This window comes from Pseudomonas oryzicola, from assembly GCF_014269185.2.
In the GTDB taxonomy this organism is placed as follows: Bacteria; Pseudomonadota; Gammaproteobacteria; order Pseudomonadales; family Pseudomonadaceae; genus Aquipseudomonas; species Aquipseudomonas oryzicola.
This window is the reverse complement of the sequence record NZ_JABWRZ020000002.1, coordinates 228572-247111: the sequence shown is the minus strand read 5'-3', so window position 1 is coordinate 247111 and position 18540 is coordinate 228572. Positions and strand designations below refer to the sequence as shown.

Annotated in this window: 14 protein-coding genes; 10 read left to right on the top strand and 4 right to left on the bottom strand. The window is 60.8% G+C overall.

Going from position 1 to position 18540, the window contains the following annotated elements:
- Nucleotide 1: 1 nt before the first annotated feature.
- Together trbL and trbJ are read right to left on the bottom strand one after the other, a co-directional pair.
- Complete coding sequence (trbL, locus tag HU760_RS19200) at nt 2-1561, bottom strand: P-type conjugative transfer protein TrbL (RefSeq protein ID WP_186673189.1); 1560 nt, start codon at nt 1559-1561, stop codon at nt 2-4.
- Nucleotides 1562-1748: 187 nt separating this feature from the next.
- Nucleotides 1749-2588: a P-type conjugative transfer protein TrbJ gene (trbJ, locus tag HU760_RS19195; protein ID WP_202883401.1), complete on the bottom strand. Its 840-nt coding sequence runs from the start codon at nt 2586-2588 to the stop codon at nt 1749-1751.
- Between the two features lie 885 nt (nt 2589-3473).
- Between trbJ and HU760_RS19185 the strand changes: the two genes are divergently transcribed.
- The 3 genes from HU760_RS19185 to HU760_RS19175 all read left to right on the top strand — a co-directional run bounded on the left by HU760_RS19185 (nt 3474) and on the right by HU760_RS19175 (nt 9818).
- A complete protein-coding gene (locus HU760_RS19185) occupies nt 3474-3845 on the top strand; it encodes a plasmid mobilization protein (RefSeq protein WP_186673182.1) in 372 nt (123 codons plus the stop codon).
- A gap of 598 nt (nt 3846-4443) precedes the next feature.
- Nucleotides 4444-5049 carry a recombinase family protein gene (locus HU760_RS19180; RefSeq protein WP_186673180.1) on the top strand — a complete coding sequence of 202 codons (606 nt, stop codon included), beginning with the start codon at nt 4444-4446 and terminating at the stop codon, nt 5047-5049.
- On the top strand, nt 5046-9818 hold the full coding sequence (locus HU760_RS19175) for a DEAD/DEAH box helicase (protein WP_186673179.1): 4773 nt from the start codon (nt 5046-5048) through the stop codon (nt 9816-9818). The genes HU760_RS19180 and HU760_RS19175 overlap by 4 nt, the downstream gene beginning before the upstream one ends.
- Nucleotides 9819-10095: 277 nt before the next feature.
- On the opposite strand, the gene HU760_RS19170 is transcribed toward HU760_RS19175, so the two are convergent.
- Complete coding sequence (locus tag HU760_RS19170; RefSeq protein WP_186673177.1) at nt 10096-11106, bottom strand: aldo/keto reductase; 1011 nt, start codon at nt 11104-11106, stop codon at nt 10096-10098.
- 102 nt (nt 11107-11208) lie between these two features.
- Between HU760_RS19170 and HU760_RS19165 the strand changes: the two genes are divergently transcribed.
- A complete protein-coding gene (locus HU760_RS19165; RefSeq protein WP_186673175.1) occupies nt 11209-12090 on the top strand; it encodes a LysR family transcriptional regulator in 882 nt (293 codons plus the stop codon).
- A 49-nt stretch (nt 12091-12139) separates the two neighbouring features.
- Here the strand turns inward: HU760_RS19165 and HU760_RS19160 are convergent, their stop codons facing one another.
- Nucleotides 12140-13084, bottom strand: a complete 945-nt coding sequence (locus HU760_RS19160) for a helix-turn-helix transcriptional regulator (RefSeq protein WP_186673173.1) — start codon at nt 13082-13084, stop codon at nt 12140-12142.
- Between the two features lie 175 nt (nt 13085-13259).
- On the opposite strand from HU760_RS19160, the gene HU760_RS19155 reads away from it, so the two are divergent.
- From HU760_RS19155 to tadA, 6 genes are all read left to right on the top strand, one after another.
- Nucleotides 13260-13706 carry a hypothetical protein gene (locus tag HU760_RS19155; RefSeq protein WP_186673171.1) on the top strand — a complete coding sequence of 149 codons (447 nt, stop codon included), beginning with the start codon at nt 13260-13262 and terminating at the stop codon, nt 13704-13706.
- A 2-nt stretch (nt 13707-13708) separates the two neighbouring features.
- Complete coding sequence (locus HU760_RS19150) at nt 13709-14368, top strand: hypothetical protein (protein ID WP_186673170.1); 660 nt, start codon at nt 13709-13711, stop codon at nt 14366-14368.
- Complete coding sequence (locus tag HU760_RS19145) at nt 14361-15026, top strand: hypothetical protein (protein ID WP_186673168.1); 666 nt, start codon at nt 14361-14363, stop codon at nt 15024-15026. The genes HU760_RS19150 and HU760_RS19145 overlap by 8 nt, the downstream gene beginning before the upstream one ends.
- Before the next feature lie 31 nt (nt 15027-15057).
- Nucleotides 15058-16530: a M48 family metallopeptidase gene (locus HU760_RS19140; protein ID WP_186673167.1), complete on the top strand. Its 1473-nt coding sequence runs from the start codon at nt 15058-15060 to the stop codon at nt 16528-16530.
- 89 nt (nt 16531-16619) lie between these two features.
- Nucleotides 16620-18002 (top strand): multicopper oxidase family protein, encoded by a 1383-nt coding sequence (locus tag HU760_RS19135; RefSeq protein ID WP_186673165.1) that lies wholly within the window; start codon nt 16620-16622, stop codon nt 18000-18002.
- Nucleotides 18002-18481 (top strand): tRNA adenosine(34) deaminase TadA, encoded by a 480-nt coding sequence (gene tadA, locus HU760_RS19130; protein ID WP_186673163.1) that lies wholly within the window; start codon nt 18002-18004, stop codon nt 18479-18481. The genes HU760_RS19135 and tadA overlap by 1 nt, the downstream gene beginning before the upstream one ends.
- Nucleotides 18482-18540: the final 59 nt, after the last annotated feature.

Genomic DNA, 18540 nt, shown 5'->3' with positions numbered 1-18540 from the left:
GTTATTTCTCCGGCTGGTCATTGCTTGAGGTTATGCTCGAAACGTCGGTGCGACCGGAATTCGAGCTGGTGTTCGTATCTGGTCGAATGATATTTGATTCCATACCTGGGGCTTCCGCTGTCGGCGCTGCGGATTTGAGCGAACTGGAGTCACCGTGAGCTGGCTGTATAAGACCAGCGCCAAGCGACGCTGAGTGTGCATTCTCCATGCCCGGGACTGTCAGCGAGGCGATTACGCCAAGCGCTTTTGCACCACCATTGGCCGCTTGGGACAGTGTGTTGCCGGAACTAACAGTTCCCCCTTTCGGTGTTGCTTTCTGATCATTGTCATCGCCGCTCTGTGCGGCGTTCCTGGCTTGCTGGACGCCATTGCTTGGCGTAGCCGATGGATTGGCTGCAGCACCGCCAGTCCTCGCACCTGCGGAGCTTGCCCCGTTGGTCGCTGCGCCGCCGCCAGTGCAGGCCCCCACGCCGGAGGACGTTGCGCCACCTACAGACGAAGCGGCACCACCGGCAAAGCTGGAGTTGATAGCCCCTGCCAGACTGCCACTGCTGATGTCACCGGCACCCGCTGCACCGGCCGCACCACTGCTGCCAGCAGCACCGAGAGCACCGGCAGCGGCAGGTGCGGCCGACCCGGCGGTGGCGATGGTCGCGATTGCCGCCGCTGCACCGGCAGCACCAGCCGCCGCCATACCACCGATGGCTGATCCACCACCCATCGAGGTGCCACTTATCATGCCGCCGATGAGGTCAGGAATGGTCTTTGTCAGATAGCAGCACACCAGGGCCAAACCAACCATCGTCATCAACGACGCTTCGTCATTGGTGTAGGCGGCCAACCACTGCTTGGCCGACTGAATGATTAGGCCGACAATCAGCGTTAAGACGAACAGCTTGGCTCCGATTGCGACGGTGAAACGCATTGGGGCGATTGCAAAATCACGCGTCCATTGTGAGCCGCCAAAGCCAAAGAACAGCACCGAAGCATTGATGATGACGTAAGACTCTACGAGCGTTACGAACATGAATGCAGCGATGAAGGCGAAACACGCCAATACAAGGATTGCGCAAACTGCGATCAGAAGTCCTTTCGCCGGCGAAAACACTGATATGCCCTTCACCATGGTGCGGCCAAAATCCAGCGCAACCGCCAACATATCGCCGGGTTCTAACGCGCGCTCGAGGCCGCTCGCAGATGCCGCCGCATCGCGGAAACTATCGACAATGGCAGATGACCACTCCACCGAGTACTTCATAACGGCAAGGAAGAAACCGACCACCAGGACGAAGCGCAGCAGCTCGCCGACAATCTCGCCGAAGTCGGCTTGCTTCATGACCAGAGGCATGAACGTCCAGATGAACTGAATCGAGGCCAACAGCCAGAATAATCTGATCGCGTAGTCATACAGCTTTCCTGACCACTGGTGCGACTGCTGTAAAACGAGGTCGAGTAGGCCCTGGACCGAAGTGTCGGCATGGGAAAGGTCGGTCGCGGCCATAGCATCTCCGCTCACGAATACACTCGCCAAGACGAGGAAGAACAGTAGGCGACGATCCATAGCTAGTACCCCTTAACGCCGCCGCGAGTGTTCGGGCGTGCTTCAAACGAGGCATCAGCGTCGCGCTGTTGCTGCTCCGCCACCGATGTACATTCGCTGTTGCGTTGAACCGCCACGGTGACCATAGAACCGGTTAGTGCAGAGCCGGAGCAGATCAACGCGATGAGCCATTTCGAAATAGTCATTCTCAGTACCCCTTTACGCCGCCGCGTGTATTTTTGCGCGCTTCAAACTGCTGTTCGGTAGCTTCGCTGGCTGCTGTACGGTCACCCTGTTGAGCCAGATAGTTGCCCTGCATGTTGATTTGCGTAGCCACCAGATCGCGCAACTTTTGCAACTGCTGTACGTTCTGCGAGGCTATTTCGTTGCCCGCCTGAAGTGCTTGCATCCGGCCCACAGCCGACTGTGAACGGGTCATCATGCGGTCAAGCTGCTCGCCCTCAGACTCAAAGGTGCTGGTATTGAGGTTCGCCGCTTCTAGCGCAGCTTTCACGTTATCGCGGCCTTGCTCAGACCACGTCTGATAGCGATCTTGTGTCGGTGACTCAGCCGAGTTGGCAGCTTGATTCAGGTACGAAATGAAGCCGGGGAAAGCCGTGTTGAACTGCGAATCCATATTCTGGATTTGGCGGCCCAACGCCTGCGAGCGGTCGTAGACGTTCATCACGTTTTTAAGATCAGCCGCGATACTGCCGAACATCGAATCAGGCAAGCCCGTGCCCTGCGTGATCATGCTTTGATACTGCTGCATCTGGGTTTGCAGTTGCTTGGCGGTGTTCAGAGCCGTGTTAACCGCCTCAGCGTACTCAAAAATTTGCTGATAGAACGTTGAGCAGTTCGAACAGTAGATTGCATAGGCCGGGGCCGGGGCGATGTATACGGCCATCGCTATAAAAGCGGCTCCGACTATTTTGGTGCTATAGGCCGCTTGGCGTAGGAGTTTTTGGAGCGGAGAAGCGGGTGTTTCGTTCGAGATGTATTCTGACAGCGTTTTGTCTTTGAATCGGGCTGCGAATATATTACGCATATGATTGACCTCGATCAGTCACTATTATTCGTGCCTGATCGTGCCCCGATATGCCAGTTGCATCGATAGAATGATTGGCTAGTTAGGTTGACATGGACGATATCGACTGTGATGAATGTCGCTGTGGTTCGCCCTAAAAATAATTAAACGCCAGACTGACCGTGATTTTCGGTCAGTCGGCACTGATCGTGTCCCAGGTAGGCACAGAAACTCATAAATTTTAGATGAGATCGTCACGATTGTTTCCGCTGCTTGGGTCATGCTGAAACCCAGGCTGACGTTTCGACATGGTGCTTGGTTGCGTTGGGTGGGTAGATTGCCTTTGCTCAAGCAACGGTGTCGTTGGGGTTTGTGTTCCGTCCGTAGCCCTTGCTCGCTGGGCTCCGCGTTTGGTCGGTGTGCGGATGTATTTACCAACGTATCGGGCGAACTGACTGTAGCTGAGGCTCGTCTTATGTCCACCATGATTCTCGTATACGACCGTCACCGGCCAACCGGCCTGAATCAGGACTCGGAATTCCTCAAGACGCGCTAGAAATGCTACCCGACCCGCGCCGCTAAGTCCCTCTTTCGGTGTGTTCTTCATCGCAAGCTCTGCCTAAGCATGATTACGCAAGTATGCGCATAAAGTTGCATCTGTGCCACGCTCAACCTAGCGTATATATGCGTAAGTATGCTTAGTGGTACTAGTCCAGAGCTATTCGCAGAGATATGCACATGTTTGCGCTTCATTGGACGGCAAGATGTGTGTTGTACGGGTACGGGCAAGCCCTTCCCCATCCAACACCGCCCCCTTATTCCCCTTCGGCTCAACGGTATCTTGCTCTGCGAGGCCCAACCGCTGCCGCGTCTAATAGCTGAAAAGCAACAACAGGAGAAAAAGCCATGACAGAGGGCACCAACGGAAAGGCCCCACCTCGAAGACGCGGAAAGCCGATAGAGGTGTGGGTGACTAACGAGGAAAAGGCGACTATCACCGAGCGCGCCGAAGAAGCGGGCATGTCACGTTCGGGCTACCTGCGGGCACTCGGGCTGAACACGCCCATTCGATCGGTCGTTGACCTGACCGCCGTGGGTGACTTGGCCAAGGTGAGTGGCGACCTCGGACGGGTTGCTGGTCTGTTAAAACTCTGGCTTGCAGAGAAACGTGGAGAAGGCGCGAGCGCGATTGATGTGGAAAGTGTGATGGTGGAGTTTCGGAGGTTACAGGTAGCCATAGGAATGAAGATGGGAGATATTGTTAAAGCTCACAAATGATCTCCCAGGTCTGGTCGGTTCTTTGGACATACAAACTCAAAAACCGATAGCCGATTTGCTACCTTACGTTCGACTCTGTGGGCTCGGTGCAGTCCTGTCTTGCTCGATGCATGCTGGATTGCTTTAGTTCATGTGTGTCAAAGGGAAGGGCAGGAATGAGAGATCGATCGCACGACGAGGCGATGTCCGAGCAGCTGAGTGCAGACCCTGCATATGCGGCTGAACTGCTCGCTGACGTGATACGCAAAGGCGACCCAGCAGAGCTGGTTATTTTGTTGCGACAGCTAGCCCTTGCGATTGGAGCGCACGACCAGACCACGCACGAATAGTGGCTGTGCATCAGCCTCTCATTTTTTCAACAGGCGCTCATTCCAAACCTCTTGCTGCTTCCGCGAGCGCCCTTGGCGCGCTTGTAGCTCCAAGCGGGCGTCTAGAGGAAGGCGGGGCGTTCACAAAACGGTAGTTTTCTGAACACCTGTGGCCAGTACTCGTTCGTCTGTCCAGAATGCCATTAGGTTGTTAATATTTCCGTCAATTTTTCAAAGTCCGCCAAACATGCGTTTGCTGGACATATTCATGTACGACGGAAGCGAACGGCATGGGGCAACGCATCGGATACGCCCGAGTTTCAACAGATGACCAGAACCTTGACTTGCAGCTTGACGCGCTGCATCGGGCTGGCATTGCCGACGGCTGCTTGTACTCCGACACCGCCAGCGGCAAAGATGCCGAGCGCAGAGAACTGGCAGCGTGCCTGAAAGCCCTGCGCGAGAGCGACACCCTCGTGGTTTGGCGTCTTGACAGGCTGGGGCGCAGCCTGCCCGACCTTGTGCGCATCATCGGTGAGCTAGAGAAGAAGGGCGTCGGTTTTGAAAGCCTAACCGAAAAAATCGAAACAAATAGCGCAGCGGGCAAGCTGGTTTTCCATGTTTTCGCCGCACTCGCCGAGTTCGAGCGCAACCTGATCCGAGAACGCACCCGAGCAGGGCTTGTGGCTGCACGTGCCCGTGGCCGGTCGGGTGGCCGCAGGCCAAAGCTGACACCTCAGCAGGTCAAAGAGATCAAGCGACTCATGTCTGATCCGACCATTCCGGTCAGCCAGATCGCTGAACGCTACAACGTATCCAGAACGACAATCTACAAGGCCGCACCACGCCGGGAGCTTGGAGTGGTCGAGGCCCAGCCAGTGAAGAAAACACCATGATCCGTGACATCCTCCAGCAATACAGGAATGAATCCGCTTTCAACCGTGACCTAGGCGACCGCTTCGAGCGGCTGATGCGTACCTACCTCAAACTTGACCCGCAGTACCTTGCATTGTTTGAAGACGTCTGGTTCTGGAAGGACTGGCCTCAGCGGGAAGCCCTTGGTTATAAGTTGCCGGACACCGGTATCGACTTGGTGGCGAAGCTGCGCGATGAGGATGGTTACTGCGCGATCCAGTGCAAGTTTTACGACTCCCAGATTCCAATGGGCGATCTGGGTAACTTCTTCACACTCTCCGGCAAGGGGGGCTTTACCCAGCGACTTATCGTGGCAACTGCGCCGCTCTCCAAGCACGCGGCGGATGCACTGGAAGGCCAGACCATACCGGTCGAACTGATGACCTTGGAGGACCTGGAAGCCTCCCCGATTGACTGGTCACAGTTCTCGCTGGACAAGCCCGATCAACTGCGCAAACTGCCCAAGAAAGACCCTCGCCTACATCAGAGCGAAGCCCTGCTCAATGTCACCAAAGGCTTTCAGGCCCACGACCGTGGCAAGCTCATCATGGCCTGCGGCACTGGCAAAACCTACACCTCGCTCATCATTGCCGAGCAGATGGTTAAGCCGGGGCAGAACATACTGTTCCTAGTGCCATCCATCGCACTGCTGTCGCAGACGTTGCGGGCCTGGACAGCCGATGCCAGAGTGCCGTTGCGCTGCTTTGCTGTGTGCTCGGATAGCAAGGCCAGCCGCAATGAAGAGGACATGCGCATCTACGAACTGGCTTATCCGGCCACGACGAATGCAAACAAGCTCGCGGCCTCCCTCACCGCAACGCAGGACGAGAGCGCCATCACGGTGATCTTCTCGACCTATCAGTCCATCGAAGTGGTACATCAGGCGCAGCAGAGAACCGGTATGGCGTTCGACCTGGTGGTGTGCGATGAGGCTCACCGCACTGCGGGCTATACCGCTCCCGGCGAAGACCACTCCGCATTCGTGCGCGTCCATGACAACGCCTACATCAAGGCAGGCAAGCGGCTTTACATGACCGCCACGCCGCGCATCTATGCCGAAGCCAGCAAGAGCAAGGCTGAAGAAAACGATATGCAGGTTTTCTCGATGGACGATATGGCCACCTTCGGCCCGGTGTTCCATCAGCTTCGCTTCGATGAAGCTGTCCGTCGTGATCTGCTGTCCGACTACAAGGTGCTGGTGATCGCTGTTGATGAATTGCACGTCAGCAGGGTGCTCAATAGGCGCATCGCCGACAGCGGCGACGAACTCAAGCTGGATGACGCGGTGAAGATCGTCGGCTGCTGGAACGGCTTGGGTAAGCACGTCGCCGCCGAGGATGGCATGGATGTCAGTGTCGATCCGCAACCAATGCGCACTGCCATCGCCTTCGCACAGTCGATCAAGCACTCCAAGCTGCTGACCGCCGAGTTTGTGCGCATTTCCGACGACCTGGGCGACCAGATCGACTACCTGCCAGCACTGGAGGCGAAACACGTCGATGGCACCATGAACGTAGTCGAGCGCAACCAGAAGCTCTCCTGGCTCAAGGGCAACATCGGCAAGGAAGAGCCGCTATGCCGCATCCTGACCAATGCCCGCTGCTTGTCCGAAGGCGTGGATGTCCCGGCACTGGACGCTGCCATTTTCCTGAACCCCCGCGATTCCGTGGTGGACGTGGTGCAGTCGGTCGGTCGTGTGATGCGTAAAGACCCGGCTGGTCGCAAAAAGTACGGTTATGTGATTCTGCCCATCGGTATCCGCAAGGACACCTCGCCCGAGACGGCACTTGATGACAATAAGAAATACCGCGTGGTTTGGCAGGTACTCAATGCCTTGCGTGCCCACGATGACCGGCTGGACAAGCAGTTCGCCACCATCGACCTGACCGGCAAAGGCAATGGTGTGGTGAACGTCATTGGCGTGGGCGGCGGCAACGAGAAGGCCAATTCCTTCGGCGGGGAACAGCTTGGCTTTGCCTTCGATCCAGAGGAACTCGGCAAGTGGCAGGATGCCATGTTTGCCAAGATCGTCACCAAGTGCGGCAATCGCCGCTACTGGGAAGACTGGGCCAAAGACATTGCTGAGATTGCCGATCGTCACCAGATGCGTATTCGCGCCCTGCTGGAGAAACCGTATTCCAAGGGAAAAAAAGCATTCGATGAGTTCCTCAAGGGGGTCAGGAAGAACCTAAACCCTAGCGTCAGCCAGAACGACGCCATAGAGATGCTGGCCCAGCACATCATAACCAAGCCGGTGTTCGATGCGCTGTTCGAGGGCTACGCCTTCACCAGCATGAACCCCGTGTCGCAGTCCATGCAGAAAATCATGGACATTCTCGAAGCGCAGGCGCTGGACAAGGAGCATGAGACGCTGGAGGGCTTCTATGCCAGCGTGCGCGAGCGGGCATCCGGCATCACCGACCCGAAAGGGCGGCAAAAGATCATCGTCGAGCTGTACGACAAGTTCTTCAAGACCGCTTTCCCGCGCATGGTCGAACGGCTGGGTATTGTCTACACCCCGGTCGAGATCGTGGACTTCATCCTGCACAGTGCCGATGCCGCCCTCCAGGAGCACTTCGGCACCCGGCTGGCCGACCAGAACGTCCACATCCTTGACCCCTTCACCGGCACAGGCACCTTCCCCGTGCGGCTGATCGAAACGGGACTGATTCCACCTGACCAGCTGCCCTACAAGTATCGCCATGACATGCACGCCAACGAAATTGTGCTGCTGGCCTACTACATCGCGGCAATCAACATTGAGGAAGCGTTCCATCGCGTCACAGGGCAGGAATACGAGCCGTTCCCCGGCATCGTGCTGACTGATACGTTCCAGATGAGCGAGCCGCAGAACGGTGACATCGACGAGGGCCTGCCGGAGAACCATGAGCGGGCCGACCGCCAGAAGGCTCGCGATATCCGGGTCATTGTCGGCAACCCACCGTACTCCGTTGGTCAGGACGGCGGGAACGACAACAACCAGAACCTCAAGTATTCCCGACTCGACGGGCGCATTGCGGTGACCTACGCCGCGCATTCCACCGCGAAGCTCAAGAACAGCCTGTATGACTCCTATATCCGTGCGTTCAGGTGGGCGAGCGACCGCATTAAGGACGAGGGAATCGTCTGCTTCGTTACCAATGGTGGTTGGATCGACGGCAACACGATGGACGGCTTCCGCAAGACGCTCCAAGACGAGTTCTCTGACGTTTACGTGTTCAACCTTCGCGGCAACCAGCGCACCAGCGGCGAGCTGTCACGCAAGGAAGGCGGCAAGGTCTTTGGCTCTGGTTCCCGCACGCCCGTCGCCATCACCCTGCTCGTCAAGCGCAAGGCACACACCGGCAAGGCGACGGTTCGCTATCACGACATCGGTGACTACCTTACTCGCGAACAAAAACTGGACATCATCACCGGCTTCGGCAGTCACCAAAGCGTGCCGTGGCAGACACTTGAGCCGAACGAACACCACGATTGGATCAATCAGCGCAGCGGTGACTTCAACGCCTTCGTACCCTTCAATGACGCGCCGGATGCCATCTTTGCGATGCGCTCTAGCGGCGTGAAAACCAACCGCGACACATGGGTCTACAACCCAAGCCGGGCGGCCCTCGAAGGCAACGTCAAGCGGATGATCGACCGCTACAATGAGCAGGTGGCGCTGCATAGCGAGCGCTGCAAGGCGGCTGGCAGCGATGCCTATAAAATGGCGATGGACTTGGCTGACCCGAATCCGCGAAACATCAAGTGGACGCGCGAGCTGTTCACCGATCTCAGTCGTGGGAAACTGTGCGAGTTCGACCCGGACGGGATTCGTGTGGCCGAGTACCGCCCCTTCTGCAAGCAGTGGGTGTATTTCAACCGGCGACTCAACAACTGCGTTTACCAGCAGCCGAAGCTGTATCCCACGGCGAAGCATCGGAACTTGGCCATCCAGCTCACCGGCAATGGAGCGAGCAAGGATTTCTCATGCCTGATGGGGAACATCCTGCCTGATCTTGAGGTGATCTCGAAGGGTCTGTGCTTCCCTCTCTACTGGTATGAGCCTGCCACCGAGAAGGCCGCGCAGTCTGGATTCAGCTTCGATGGTGACAATGGCGATGCCGCCGAGGCCCACGGCTATGTGAAGCGTGATGGCATCACCGACGTGGCGTTGGCCAACTTCCGCAAGCACTACGCGGACGCAACCATCACCAAGGAGGCCATCTTCTACTACTGCTACGGAGTGCTGCACTCTCCCGAGTACCGGGAGCAGTACGCATCCGATCTCAAGAAGGTGCTGCCACGGATTCCCTACGCCCCTGACTTCGGGGCATTTGAGCAGGCCGGGCGTGCTCTTGCCGCGCTGCATCTCGACTATGAAGTGATCGAGCCGTGGCCGGTGATTGAAGAGGCCAAGGAAAAGGGAGACCTCAACGACTTCGCGTACTACCGGGTTGAGAAGATGCGCTTTGCCTCGGCAGGTGGCCGGGAGAAGGACAAGAGCGTGCTGATCTTCAACGGCCGCATCACCCTCAAGAACATCCCGCCAGAGACGCACGAATACGTGGTCAACGGCAAGAGTGCGCTTGAGTGGGTGATGGAACGCTATGAGCCTTACACCGACAAGGACAGCGGCATCAAGAACGACCCGAACGAATGGTGCCGCGAGCACGAAGATCCGACCTACATCCTGAATTTGGTCAAGCGCGTGATCCGCGTCAGTGTGGAGACAGTCAAGATCGTCGGAGGTCTGCCTTCGATCCAGTGATATCAGCTATTCATAGGGGTAAGGCTGCATAGATAGCTGCGCCATGTCGAGCAACGTGCATGGTATTTTTCATGGTCTTTAGCGATTTGTCTCGCCAGAGGTTCAGTTTTAAAAGATGTTTATATGCTTATTGATAATAGAGTGGGAGTGATCCCGCGTCTGGCATAAGCCGGCAGCAAGTTGCAGGAAACACCCAAAAGCCCGCGTAATCGCGGGCTTTTGGCTTATTGGATGTGCCGGGGCCATTCTCAGAACAAGCGGACGCAGCAATTGTCCTTCAGGACGCCGCCTCGGGCACGTTGGTACCCATGCCCTCGGGCAGCAGCAGTGCGATCTCGGCCAGCTCTTCCGCGCTCAGCTGCAAGTCCGCCGCGCCAAGCAGCCCGTCGACCTGCGCCGGCCGGCGCGCTCCGACGATGGCGCCCGTCACCGTTGGCTGCCGCAGCACCCAGGCGATCGCCACCGCCGCAGGCGTCAGCCCGTGGCGTGCGCCGATGCGGCGCAAGCCTTCCACCAGCGCAAGGTTGCTGGTCAGGCGCGGCTCCTGAAAGTCTGGACTGCGGCTTTTGCGCCAGTCGTCATCCGCCAGGCGGGCGATGCGCTCGCGGCTCATCGCGCCGGTCAGCAGCCCCGATTGCAAGGTGGAATAGGCGATAACGCCGATGCCTGCTTGCCCGCAGTACGGCAGGATTTCGGCCTCGACCTCGCGCATCAACGCCGAATACGGTGGTTGTAGCGACGCGATCGCTGTTACCGCCTGGGCGCGCTTGAGCTGGACGACATCGAAATTGGATACGCCGATGGCGCGAATTTTCCCTTGTTCGCGCGCCTTGGCCAGCACCGTCAGCGCCTCCTCGATGCCATCGTCCGGGCCGCCCGGTGGAAATGCAGGCCAGTGAAGCTGGTACAGGTCGATGGTTTCAACCTGCAGGCGGCGCAGGCTGTCCTCGATCTCCCGGGCCAGCGAGTCCGCGGCCAATGAGTGCGAAATCTGCCGGGTGGCACGGTCCCATACCAGGCTGCCCTTGGTGAACACCAGCGGACGGCGTGAAGCCGGCACGCGGCGCAGGAGCTGGCCGACGACGCCTTCGGCGTGGCCCAGGCCATAGACGGCGGCGGTGTCGATCCAGTTCACGCCTTGGTCCACGGCGTATTCCAGCGCGGCCAGGCTTTCGCTATCGTCCTGCGCGCCCCAGCCAAATTCCCACCCCGGCCCGGCGATGGCCCAGGTACCCAGGCCGATGGGCGAAATCGTGAAGTCGGTATTACCAAGTCGTCGTTGCTGCATGGCCGAACCTTTCGATCAGTGAGAAAGCGCCAGTGTCTCGCCGCAGACAACCTATGATAAGCCGCGTTATGCTTGATGAACTACTGAGCAGAATTCATCAATATGGCCTTTGATCTGCACGCACTGGACGCCTTCGCCGCGGTGGCGCGGCATCGCAGCTTTCGCAAGGCTGCCGCCGAGCGCGGGGTATCCGCTTCGGCCTTGAGCCACGCCCTGCGCGGGCTGGAAGAACGCTTGGGCGTGCGCCTGCTGCACCGCACCACGCGTAGCGTGACGCCGACCGAAGCGGGCCAGCGCCTGTTGGCACGGTTGCTCCCGGCCTTGCACGAGGTGATCGACGCGCTGGCCGATGTGACCGCCATGCAAGCCGAGCCAACCGGCACGCTGCGGCTGAACGTGCCGCGCCCGGCGGCGCGGCTGGTGCTGGCGCCGCTGCTGGCCGGCTTCGTGGCCAAATACCCGCGGGTGCAGGTGGAAGTCGTGACGGATGACGCCCTGGGCGATATCGTGGGCGATGGTTTCGATGCCGGTGTCCGCTTCGGCGAGAGTCTGGCCGGCGACATGGTCGCGGTACCTGTCGGGCCGCCGCAGCGCTTCGTCTGCGTGGCCGCGCCGTGCTACCTGGCGGCCCGACAGGTACCGCAAACGCCGCGCGAATTGCTCAGCCATGCCTGTATCGGCCGACGCTTTCCCAGTGGCCAGCGCTATGCCTGGGAGTTCCTCGCCGACGGCGAACCGTTGGCCATCGAAGTCAGCGGCCCGCTGGTGTTTGACGACGACATAGCGATGCTCCAGGCTGCGCGCGACGGCGTGGGCATTGCCTACGTCTATGAGGCGATGGTGCACGACGACCTGGCCGCAGGCCGGCTGGTGACAGTACTCGATGCCTGGGCCGCACCGCCGGGCCGGTTCTTCCTCTACTACCCTGGCAGGCGGCACCTGCCCGCGGCGCTGCGAACGCTAGTGGATTTCATTCGGGCGTGAGGGCGCAGGCCGGGGCGTTGTGCTTTCCGATCAAGCCGCCAGTAAGACCCTATTCGGCCCCGGGCGGATGCCCGAAATACGCCTTGTAGGCATGGCAGAAGTTGGCCGGGTTGGCATAACCGACGTGATAGGCAATTTGCGAGACCTGCCAGCGACGTTCCAGCAGCAGGGCACGGGCCAGTTCCAGGCGCTGTTGCCGCACGTATTGCAGGATCGAGCGGCCATATTCCTGGCTGAACGCGCGGCGCAGGGTGGTCTCGCTCACACCCAGCTGGCGGGCAAGGGTTGCAGCGGTCGGCGTGGCGCTCAGGTTGGCATCGAGCTGGCGGCGCGTCTCGATGGCCAGGTCGCGCCACCCGCGGTCCCGGGGTTTCCTGGTGAACCGGTGGCCGATGAGGTGGTTGGCCAGCTCCAGCACGATGGCCAGGCTCAGGCTTTCGCAATGCAGGCGCCGGAGCCCGCCGGTGTAGGGCGACAGATACAGCTGCTGGAACAGGCGGCTCACCGTTGGCCACTGCGGCAACTGGTCGAAGCGCATGCCATCCGCGGACAGTGCCAGCAGCGGCTTGAGCTGCAGGTCGTCGCGGACCAGTTCGAGCAGGTAATCACCGGCAAGACGGACCCCGGCCATGCGGGCGTGGCTGTTGGCGGGCAACTGGTCCTGCGCTTCCAGGCTTTCGCCCAGGCCCAGCATGTGCAACCGGCCAGGGGCATAGCTGTTGAGCTTGCCGTCGACCTTGTGCTGCCACGCACCGTCGAATACCTGCACGAAACACAGGCTTTGTGGCAGCACCTTGTCGATCCTCAGCGGCTCGGGGAACTGCAGGTTGCAGTCGAAGTACTGCAACCCGCCGTGCACCGTCTGCGCCTGATAATGGCCGGTCGCGCTACCCATCACCCGCGCGCTGCGCGCATCCAGCACCCCGGCCTCGGCAAGTGAGCCGGGGCTGTCGAAGGAAAAGGCGGTGTCGAGGTAAGGGCTGATCGATCGCATGTGCGCTTCGCATCCTTGGCTGAGGGCGGCATGGCCGGAAATGGTAACGCGTGCACATATTCAGCGACAGCCATTGTGCGCAAGGCGCTGTCTGTTGTGCGAACCGGTCAGCGGGGTTGGCAGCGCGGACAAGGCTTATTTCAATGTGCGTTTGTTCCAATTCAGGATGAAAAACATGCTCGCTTATCGCAAGTTCGCAGCGCTGCTGGTGGCTTCGCTCACCCTGTGGCTGGGCCAGGCTCACGCCGAACAACGGCCGCAAGTGGCCGACCAGGTGGTGGCTTACACGGGCGCGCACGGGGCCAAGGTATGGACGCTGCGCATTGGTGAACGCGCCGCCAACGAAGCACTGGTGCAGGTTGAAGGGGTCGACCACGACTGGAACATGCGCATCCAGAAAATGCAGGTGGAGAAGACCAGCCGGGATACCCGTTATTCCACCACCGTGGACGGCAAGAAATTCGTGGTCCTGATCGTCCAGGGCAGCTGGGGTGGCGAACTCTATCTGCCGGGCGAGGCGCAAGCGCTGCAGGTCGGCTATTCGCAAGAGCTGTCGCAGCAGGGTAACGCGCAGGCATTCCTCACCGATTACCTGGCGGCACAGAACCAGGAGGGGCAATGACCATGAGCGAATTCACCGACCCGTTGTCCGAGCTGTCCGGCTCGCTTGGCCAGGACTACGAGCATACCCGTGCCGCCCAGCGCGAGCGGGTGATCGCCGAGCTCAAGCAGGTGATCGAGCGCGTGCCCGAGCAGAGCGAGTTCACCAACTCCCGGCGTTACCGGGTGTGGGGGCCGATACTGTTGCTGGGTTCACTGATTATCACTGCCACCACCTTCAACCCCGAGCGCTTGGGGGCAGTTGCAGCCGGTGTCTTCATAACCTTGATTGCCGCGGCAGTGACCTGGCAGCACCGCAATGCCGGTACCCAGGTATTCATGCGCCTGACCCGCCGGCAGTTGTTCGTCGATACGCTGGATGCGCCGGTAGACCTGGCTGAAGTGGAGGATGTTTCGGTCAAGGATGAAGGGCTGGTCACGGTGCAGACGCTGGAGATGAGCAGCGAAGCCGCCCTGCCGAAACACCATGTGGTGAAACTGCAGTTTTTCGGCAACCAGGCCATGGCGCTGAAAAAACCGCGACCGCAGATCCGCATCATGTCCGCGGGCCTGGCCAGCAACGGGCGCAAGCTGGACAACGAGGAAGTGCTGGCGGTGCTGGGGGCCTATCGCGATGCGGCACATGCACAACGGCAACTGGAGCTGCTGCAGGCTGATGGATAACGACGAACGCGAAGCTGACCTGGCGTACCTGCAGGCGCAGGCCGACGGTCCCACCGACAGCTTCGAACTGCTGGAGAACTCGCTCGGCAAGGCACTGGCCTGCGCTGTGATTGGCCTGTTGCTCGGCAGCCTGGGGGCATGGCTGATCGCCCTGGTGGTGCAGTTCAGTGCCAATGCCGGCAGCGCTACCATCTGGCTGATGTCTGGTTTCGGCCTCGGCCTGGCCGGCGCCGGAGTGGCGGCACTGGCCTGCGCCGCCGCGCTATACCGCCGGCACGGCAAGCGGGTGCTGAGCGTGACGCCCGATACGCTGTGCTTTGCCAACGCGCAGGCGCCGACACCTCTGCATACCTTCGACGGCTTCGAGGTCGAGCAGGGTTATTTCACCACCCGGCTGATCTTTACCGTGTCGGCGTTCAGTCACGCGCCAGCGCTGACACCGGCCTGTTTCAGGGCGCTGGCCTCGCCTGACGCGGTAACCATCGCGGGCGGCTTGCGGATAAGGCTGTGGTTGTGCACGCCCGCCGTTGCCGGGCGCCGCCTGAGCTTGCAGGAACTGGTGGATCTGCTTTATGCCTATGTGCAAGCGGCCCAGGCCAGGCGTAGCTTGGCGCAGCTGTTTCCGGGCGTGGCGCGCCTGGGCGAAACGGCCAGATGAGCCGGCTCGGGACTACCGGCGTCCGCTGGCGATGAGGCGCCTGGGTTGGGGCTTGACCCTGCTGTTGCTGCCATTGGCGCTGTTCGGCTGGGGGCAGGTGCAACACTGGCGTGCCGACACGGCGCAGGAGCAGGCACGGATCATCCGCCAATGGCTGGCTGCACCCAGCGATGCCTTGTTGCAAAGCCTGCCTTGGGCCGCACGCAAGCAGCTCAACGGGCGGCTCGACAGGCGCGAAGCGCTGCAGGCGCAGTTGGCCGTGCTCGACGCCGACCGTCACTGGCTGGGTGTGCGCAAATGGATGGCCAGCCTCAGTGGCTGGTTGGCACTGGCGGCTTTGCTCACGGGTGTCGGCGCCTGGCTCAGGCTGAGGGTCGACGCCTGGCGAGCGCTGCGCTCGGCGCATTACCTGCAGGGGCGCATGACTGCCAACTGGTTGGTGCTGGGCCGTTGGTTGAGTGCCTACCTGATCCTGCTCGCAAGCTCGCTGTGCCTGTCATTGCTCTATGAGACCAGCTTAGGGCTGAGCCATGCCGCGCAGGGCGGTCTGACCGTTCTGATCGTGGTGCTGCCGCTGACGTCTGTGCTCCTCGTCTGCATGCGCACCCTCTGGCGCTTGCGCCAACAGTGGCCGGGCATGAGCGCGCCGAGTGCGAGCTTCCTTGGCCGGCAGCTCCCCAGGCAGGCGGCGCCGGCGCTGTGGCGCTGGGTCGAAGGCCTGGCTGCGCAACTGCATGCGCCTGTGCCCGATCATATCGTGGTCGGGCTTGACCAAGGCTTTTTCGTCACCAGCGTGCCCGTCGTGCTGCAGCCCGGCGGGAGCTTGCTCAACGGTCGGATACTATATCTGCCGCTGCCTTGCCTGGCGGCCATGAGCCAGGCAGAGGCAGCCTCGCTGATCGGCCATGAGCTGGGCCATTTCCGCCGCCGTGACACCGAGCGAGGCAGCGAAATCTGCGCGCGTTTCAGCCTGATGTGCGCGCACTACCAGGCCATGCTCGGCGCCGACAGCGCCCCGCCTTGGGCTGTTCGCCCGATCCTGTGGATGGCCGGGCAGTTCCTGCACCACTTCCAGGTCGCGGTACACCATTGGGGGCGGGCGCAGGAATTGCTGGCTGACCGGGCGGGTGCCGAGGTCGGTGGCCCGAAGTTGTTCATCCAGGCGCTGCTGCGGGCCATTGCCCTGGGCAGGGTGATCGACGGTTTGCTGCTCGCTCGCGGTGGCGAAGGCCTGCCGCAGGCCCTGGCGTTGCACTTGCAACGCACACCTTTGCAGCTGGGCGAGGAGGCGCTGGCGCTGACCATTACCCATCCGTTCGATACCCACCCCGACACCGCCACGCGCTTGCAGAACCTGAACATACTGCTCGACCCGCAGTTGCTGCAGGCGGCCCTGCGCGTGCCGTCCAGCGATGACCAGCGGTGGTTCAACGAGCTTTGCCTGGCCCCCGACGGCAGTGCCGATGGCAAGGCTGCGGGCGGTGTTGCCAGAGACTTCACTTAATATTTCCCATTCGCAGGTGTATCGTATTCGCCCTTCATCGCCAGCCATGCTGGCAGCTTGATTGCGCAGAACATGAGGTACCCGCACCGATGTCCTTCACCCGTCGACAAATGCTCAAGGGCCTGACCGGCCTGGTTGTGGTTGGCCTGGGCGCCGGTGGCGCGGCGCGTTACTGGCTGGGCCGGGTCGAGGACGATAATGCCGGGCATGATTACCAACTGATCGCCGCGCCGCTGGATGTCGAGCTGGTACCGGGGTTCAAGACCGAGGCCTGGGCCTTCGGCCCCTCGGCACCGGGCACCGAGCTGCGCGTGCGCCAGGGTACCTGGCTGCGGGTGCGCTTCATCAACCACCTGCCGGTGGAAACCACCATCCATTGGCACGGCATTCGCCTGCCGCTGGAAATGGACGGCGTGCCCTATGTGTCGCAGCTGCCGGTCAAGCCGGGCGAGTACTTCGACTACAAGTTCCGCGTGCCGGATGCCGGCAGCTACTGGTACCACCCGCATGTCAGCAGTTCCGAGGAGCTGGGCCGTGGCCTGGTCGGTCCGCTGATCGTCGAGGAGCGCGAACCCACCGGGTTCCGCCATGAACGTACCCTGAGCCTGAAGAACTGGCACGTGGACGAGCAGGGCGCCTGGCTGCCTTTCAGCATCCCCCGCGAGGCCGCGCGCAACGGCACGGCCGGTCGGCTGATCACCATCAATGGCCAGGCCGATTCGGTCACCGAGCTGCCCGCCGGGCAAGTGGTCCGTGTACGCCTGTTGAACCTGGACAACACCTGGACCTACCGCATCAACCTCAAGGGCAATTGCGAGGCGATGATCTATGCCCTGGACGGCAACCCGGTAACGCCACGGCCGCTGGACGACGATTACTGGCTTGGCCCAGGCATGCGGATCTGCCTGGCCATTCGCATTCCCCAGGCAGGCGAGGAGATTTCCCTGCGCGATGGCTTTGTCCGCCTGGGTACGTTGCGTTCGGTGGCCAGCAGCGACGCACCAGGCGACTGGCCGCCAGCGCTGCCGGCCAACCCGATTGCCGAACCGGATCTGGAGAACGCCGAAAAGCTCAACTTCAATTTCGAATGGGCGGCCAAGGTGTCTGTCACGACAGACCAGGACAAGCCCTCGAGCATGTGGCAGATCAACGGCCAGGCCTGGGACATCACCGACAAGACTTGCGCCGACCGGCCGATCGCCACGTTGAAGAAAGGCAAGAGCTACATCTTCGAGCTGAAGAACATGACCCAGTACCAGCACCCGATCCACCTGCACGGCATGAGTTTCAAGGTGATTGCCTCGAACCGCCATGACATCAAGGAGCCGTGGTTCACCGACACCTACCTGCTGGGCCGTAACGAGCGCGCCCAGGTGGCGCTGGTGGCAGATAACCCGGGCACCTGGATGTTCCACTGCCACGTCATCGACCACATGGAAACCGGCCTGATGGCCGCGATCGCGGTGGTCTGATGCGCCCGCAGATCATCGACCGCAGCCGCGATCAGGAATTCATGCGCCTGGCCCTGGCCCTGGCCGCCGAGGGCGCGGCCCTGGGCGAAGTGCCGGTGGGCGCGGTACTGGTACAGCATGGCCAGGTGATCGGCCAGGGTTTCAACCGGCCGATCATCGACAGTGACCCCAGCGCGCATGCCGAGATGGTGGCGATCCGGGCGGCGGCCAGGTCGGCCAGCAATTACCGCCTGCCTGGCAGCACCCTGTACGTGACCCTGGAACCCTGCAGCATGTGTGCAGGGCTGATCGTGCATTCGCGGGTCATGCGGGTGGTGTATGGCGCGCTGGAACCCAAGGCGGGGATCGTGCAGAGCCAGTGGCAGTTCTTCGGGCAGGGTTTTCTCAACCACCGGGTGATGGTGGAGGGCGGGGTGCTGGCCGAGGAGTGCGGGCAGATCCTGACTGAGTTCTTCAGGGCGCGCCGGGCCAAGGGTTGACCTGCACCGGTCGCTACAGGAATACCCTCCGTTGGGGCCTGTGGCTGCACCTGTGGGAG

Excerpts from the sequence above, each read along its gene's own strand:
- trbL (WP_186673189.1), bottom strand. The coding sequence starts at position 1,561 with ATGGATCGTCGCCTACTGTTCTTCCTCGTCTTGGCGAGTGTATTCGTG.
- trbJ (WP_202883401.1), bottom strand. The coding sequence starts at position 2,588 with ATGCGTAATATATTCGCAGCCCGATTCAAAGACAAAACGCTGTCAGAA.
- HU760_RS19185 (WP_186673182.1), top strand. The coding sequence starts at position 3,474 with ATGACAGAGGGCACCAACGGAAAGGCCCCACCTCGAAGACGCGGAAAG.
- HU760_RS19180 (WP_186673180.1), top strand. The coding sequence starts at position 4,444 with ATGGGGCAACGCATCGGATACGCCCGAGTTTCAACAGATGACCAGAAC.
- HU760_RS19175 (WP_186673179.1), top strand. The coding sequence starts at position 5,046 with ATGATCCGTGACATCCTCCAGCAATACAGGAATGAATCCGCTTTCAAC.
- HU760_RS19170 (WP_186673177.1), bottom strand. The coding sequence starts at position 11,106 with ATGCAGCAACGACGACTTGGTAATACCGACTTCACGATTTCGCCCATC.
- HU760_RS19165 (WP_186673175.1), top strand. The coding sequence starts at position 11,209 with ATGGCCTTTGATCTGCACGCACTGGACGCCTTCGCCGCGGTGGCGCGG.
- HU760_RS19160 (WP_186673173.1), bottom strand. The coding sequence starts at position 13,084 with ATGCGATCGATCAGCCCTTACCTCGACACCGCCTTTTCCTTCGACAGC.
- HU760_RS19155 (WP_186673171.1), top strand. The coding sequence starts at position 13,260 with ATGCTCGCTTATCGCAAGTTCGCAGCGCTGCTGGTGGCTTCGCTCACC.
- HU760_RS19150 (WP_186673170.1), top strand. The coding sequence starts at position 13,709 with ATGAGCGAATTCACCGACCCGTTGTCCGAGCTGTCCGGCTCGCTTGGC.
- HU760_RS19145 (WP_186673168.1), top strand. The coding sequence starts at position 14,361 with ATGGATAACGACGAACGCGAAGCTGACCTGGCGTACCTGCAGGCGCAG.
- HU760_RS19140 (WP_186673167.1), top strand. The coding sequence starts at position 15,058 with ATGAGGCGCCTGGGTTGGGGCTTGACCCTGCTGTTGCTGCCATTGGCG.
- HU760_RS19135 (WP_186673165.1), top strand. The coding sequence starts at position 16,620 with ATGTCCTTCACCCGTCGACAAATGCTCAAGGGCCTGACCGGCCTGGTT.
- tadA (WP_186673163.1), top strand. The coding sequence starts at position 18,002 with ATGCGCCCGCAGATCATCGACCGCAGCCGCGATCAGGAATTCATGCGC.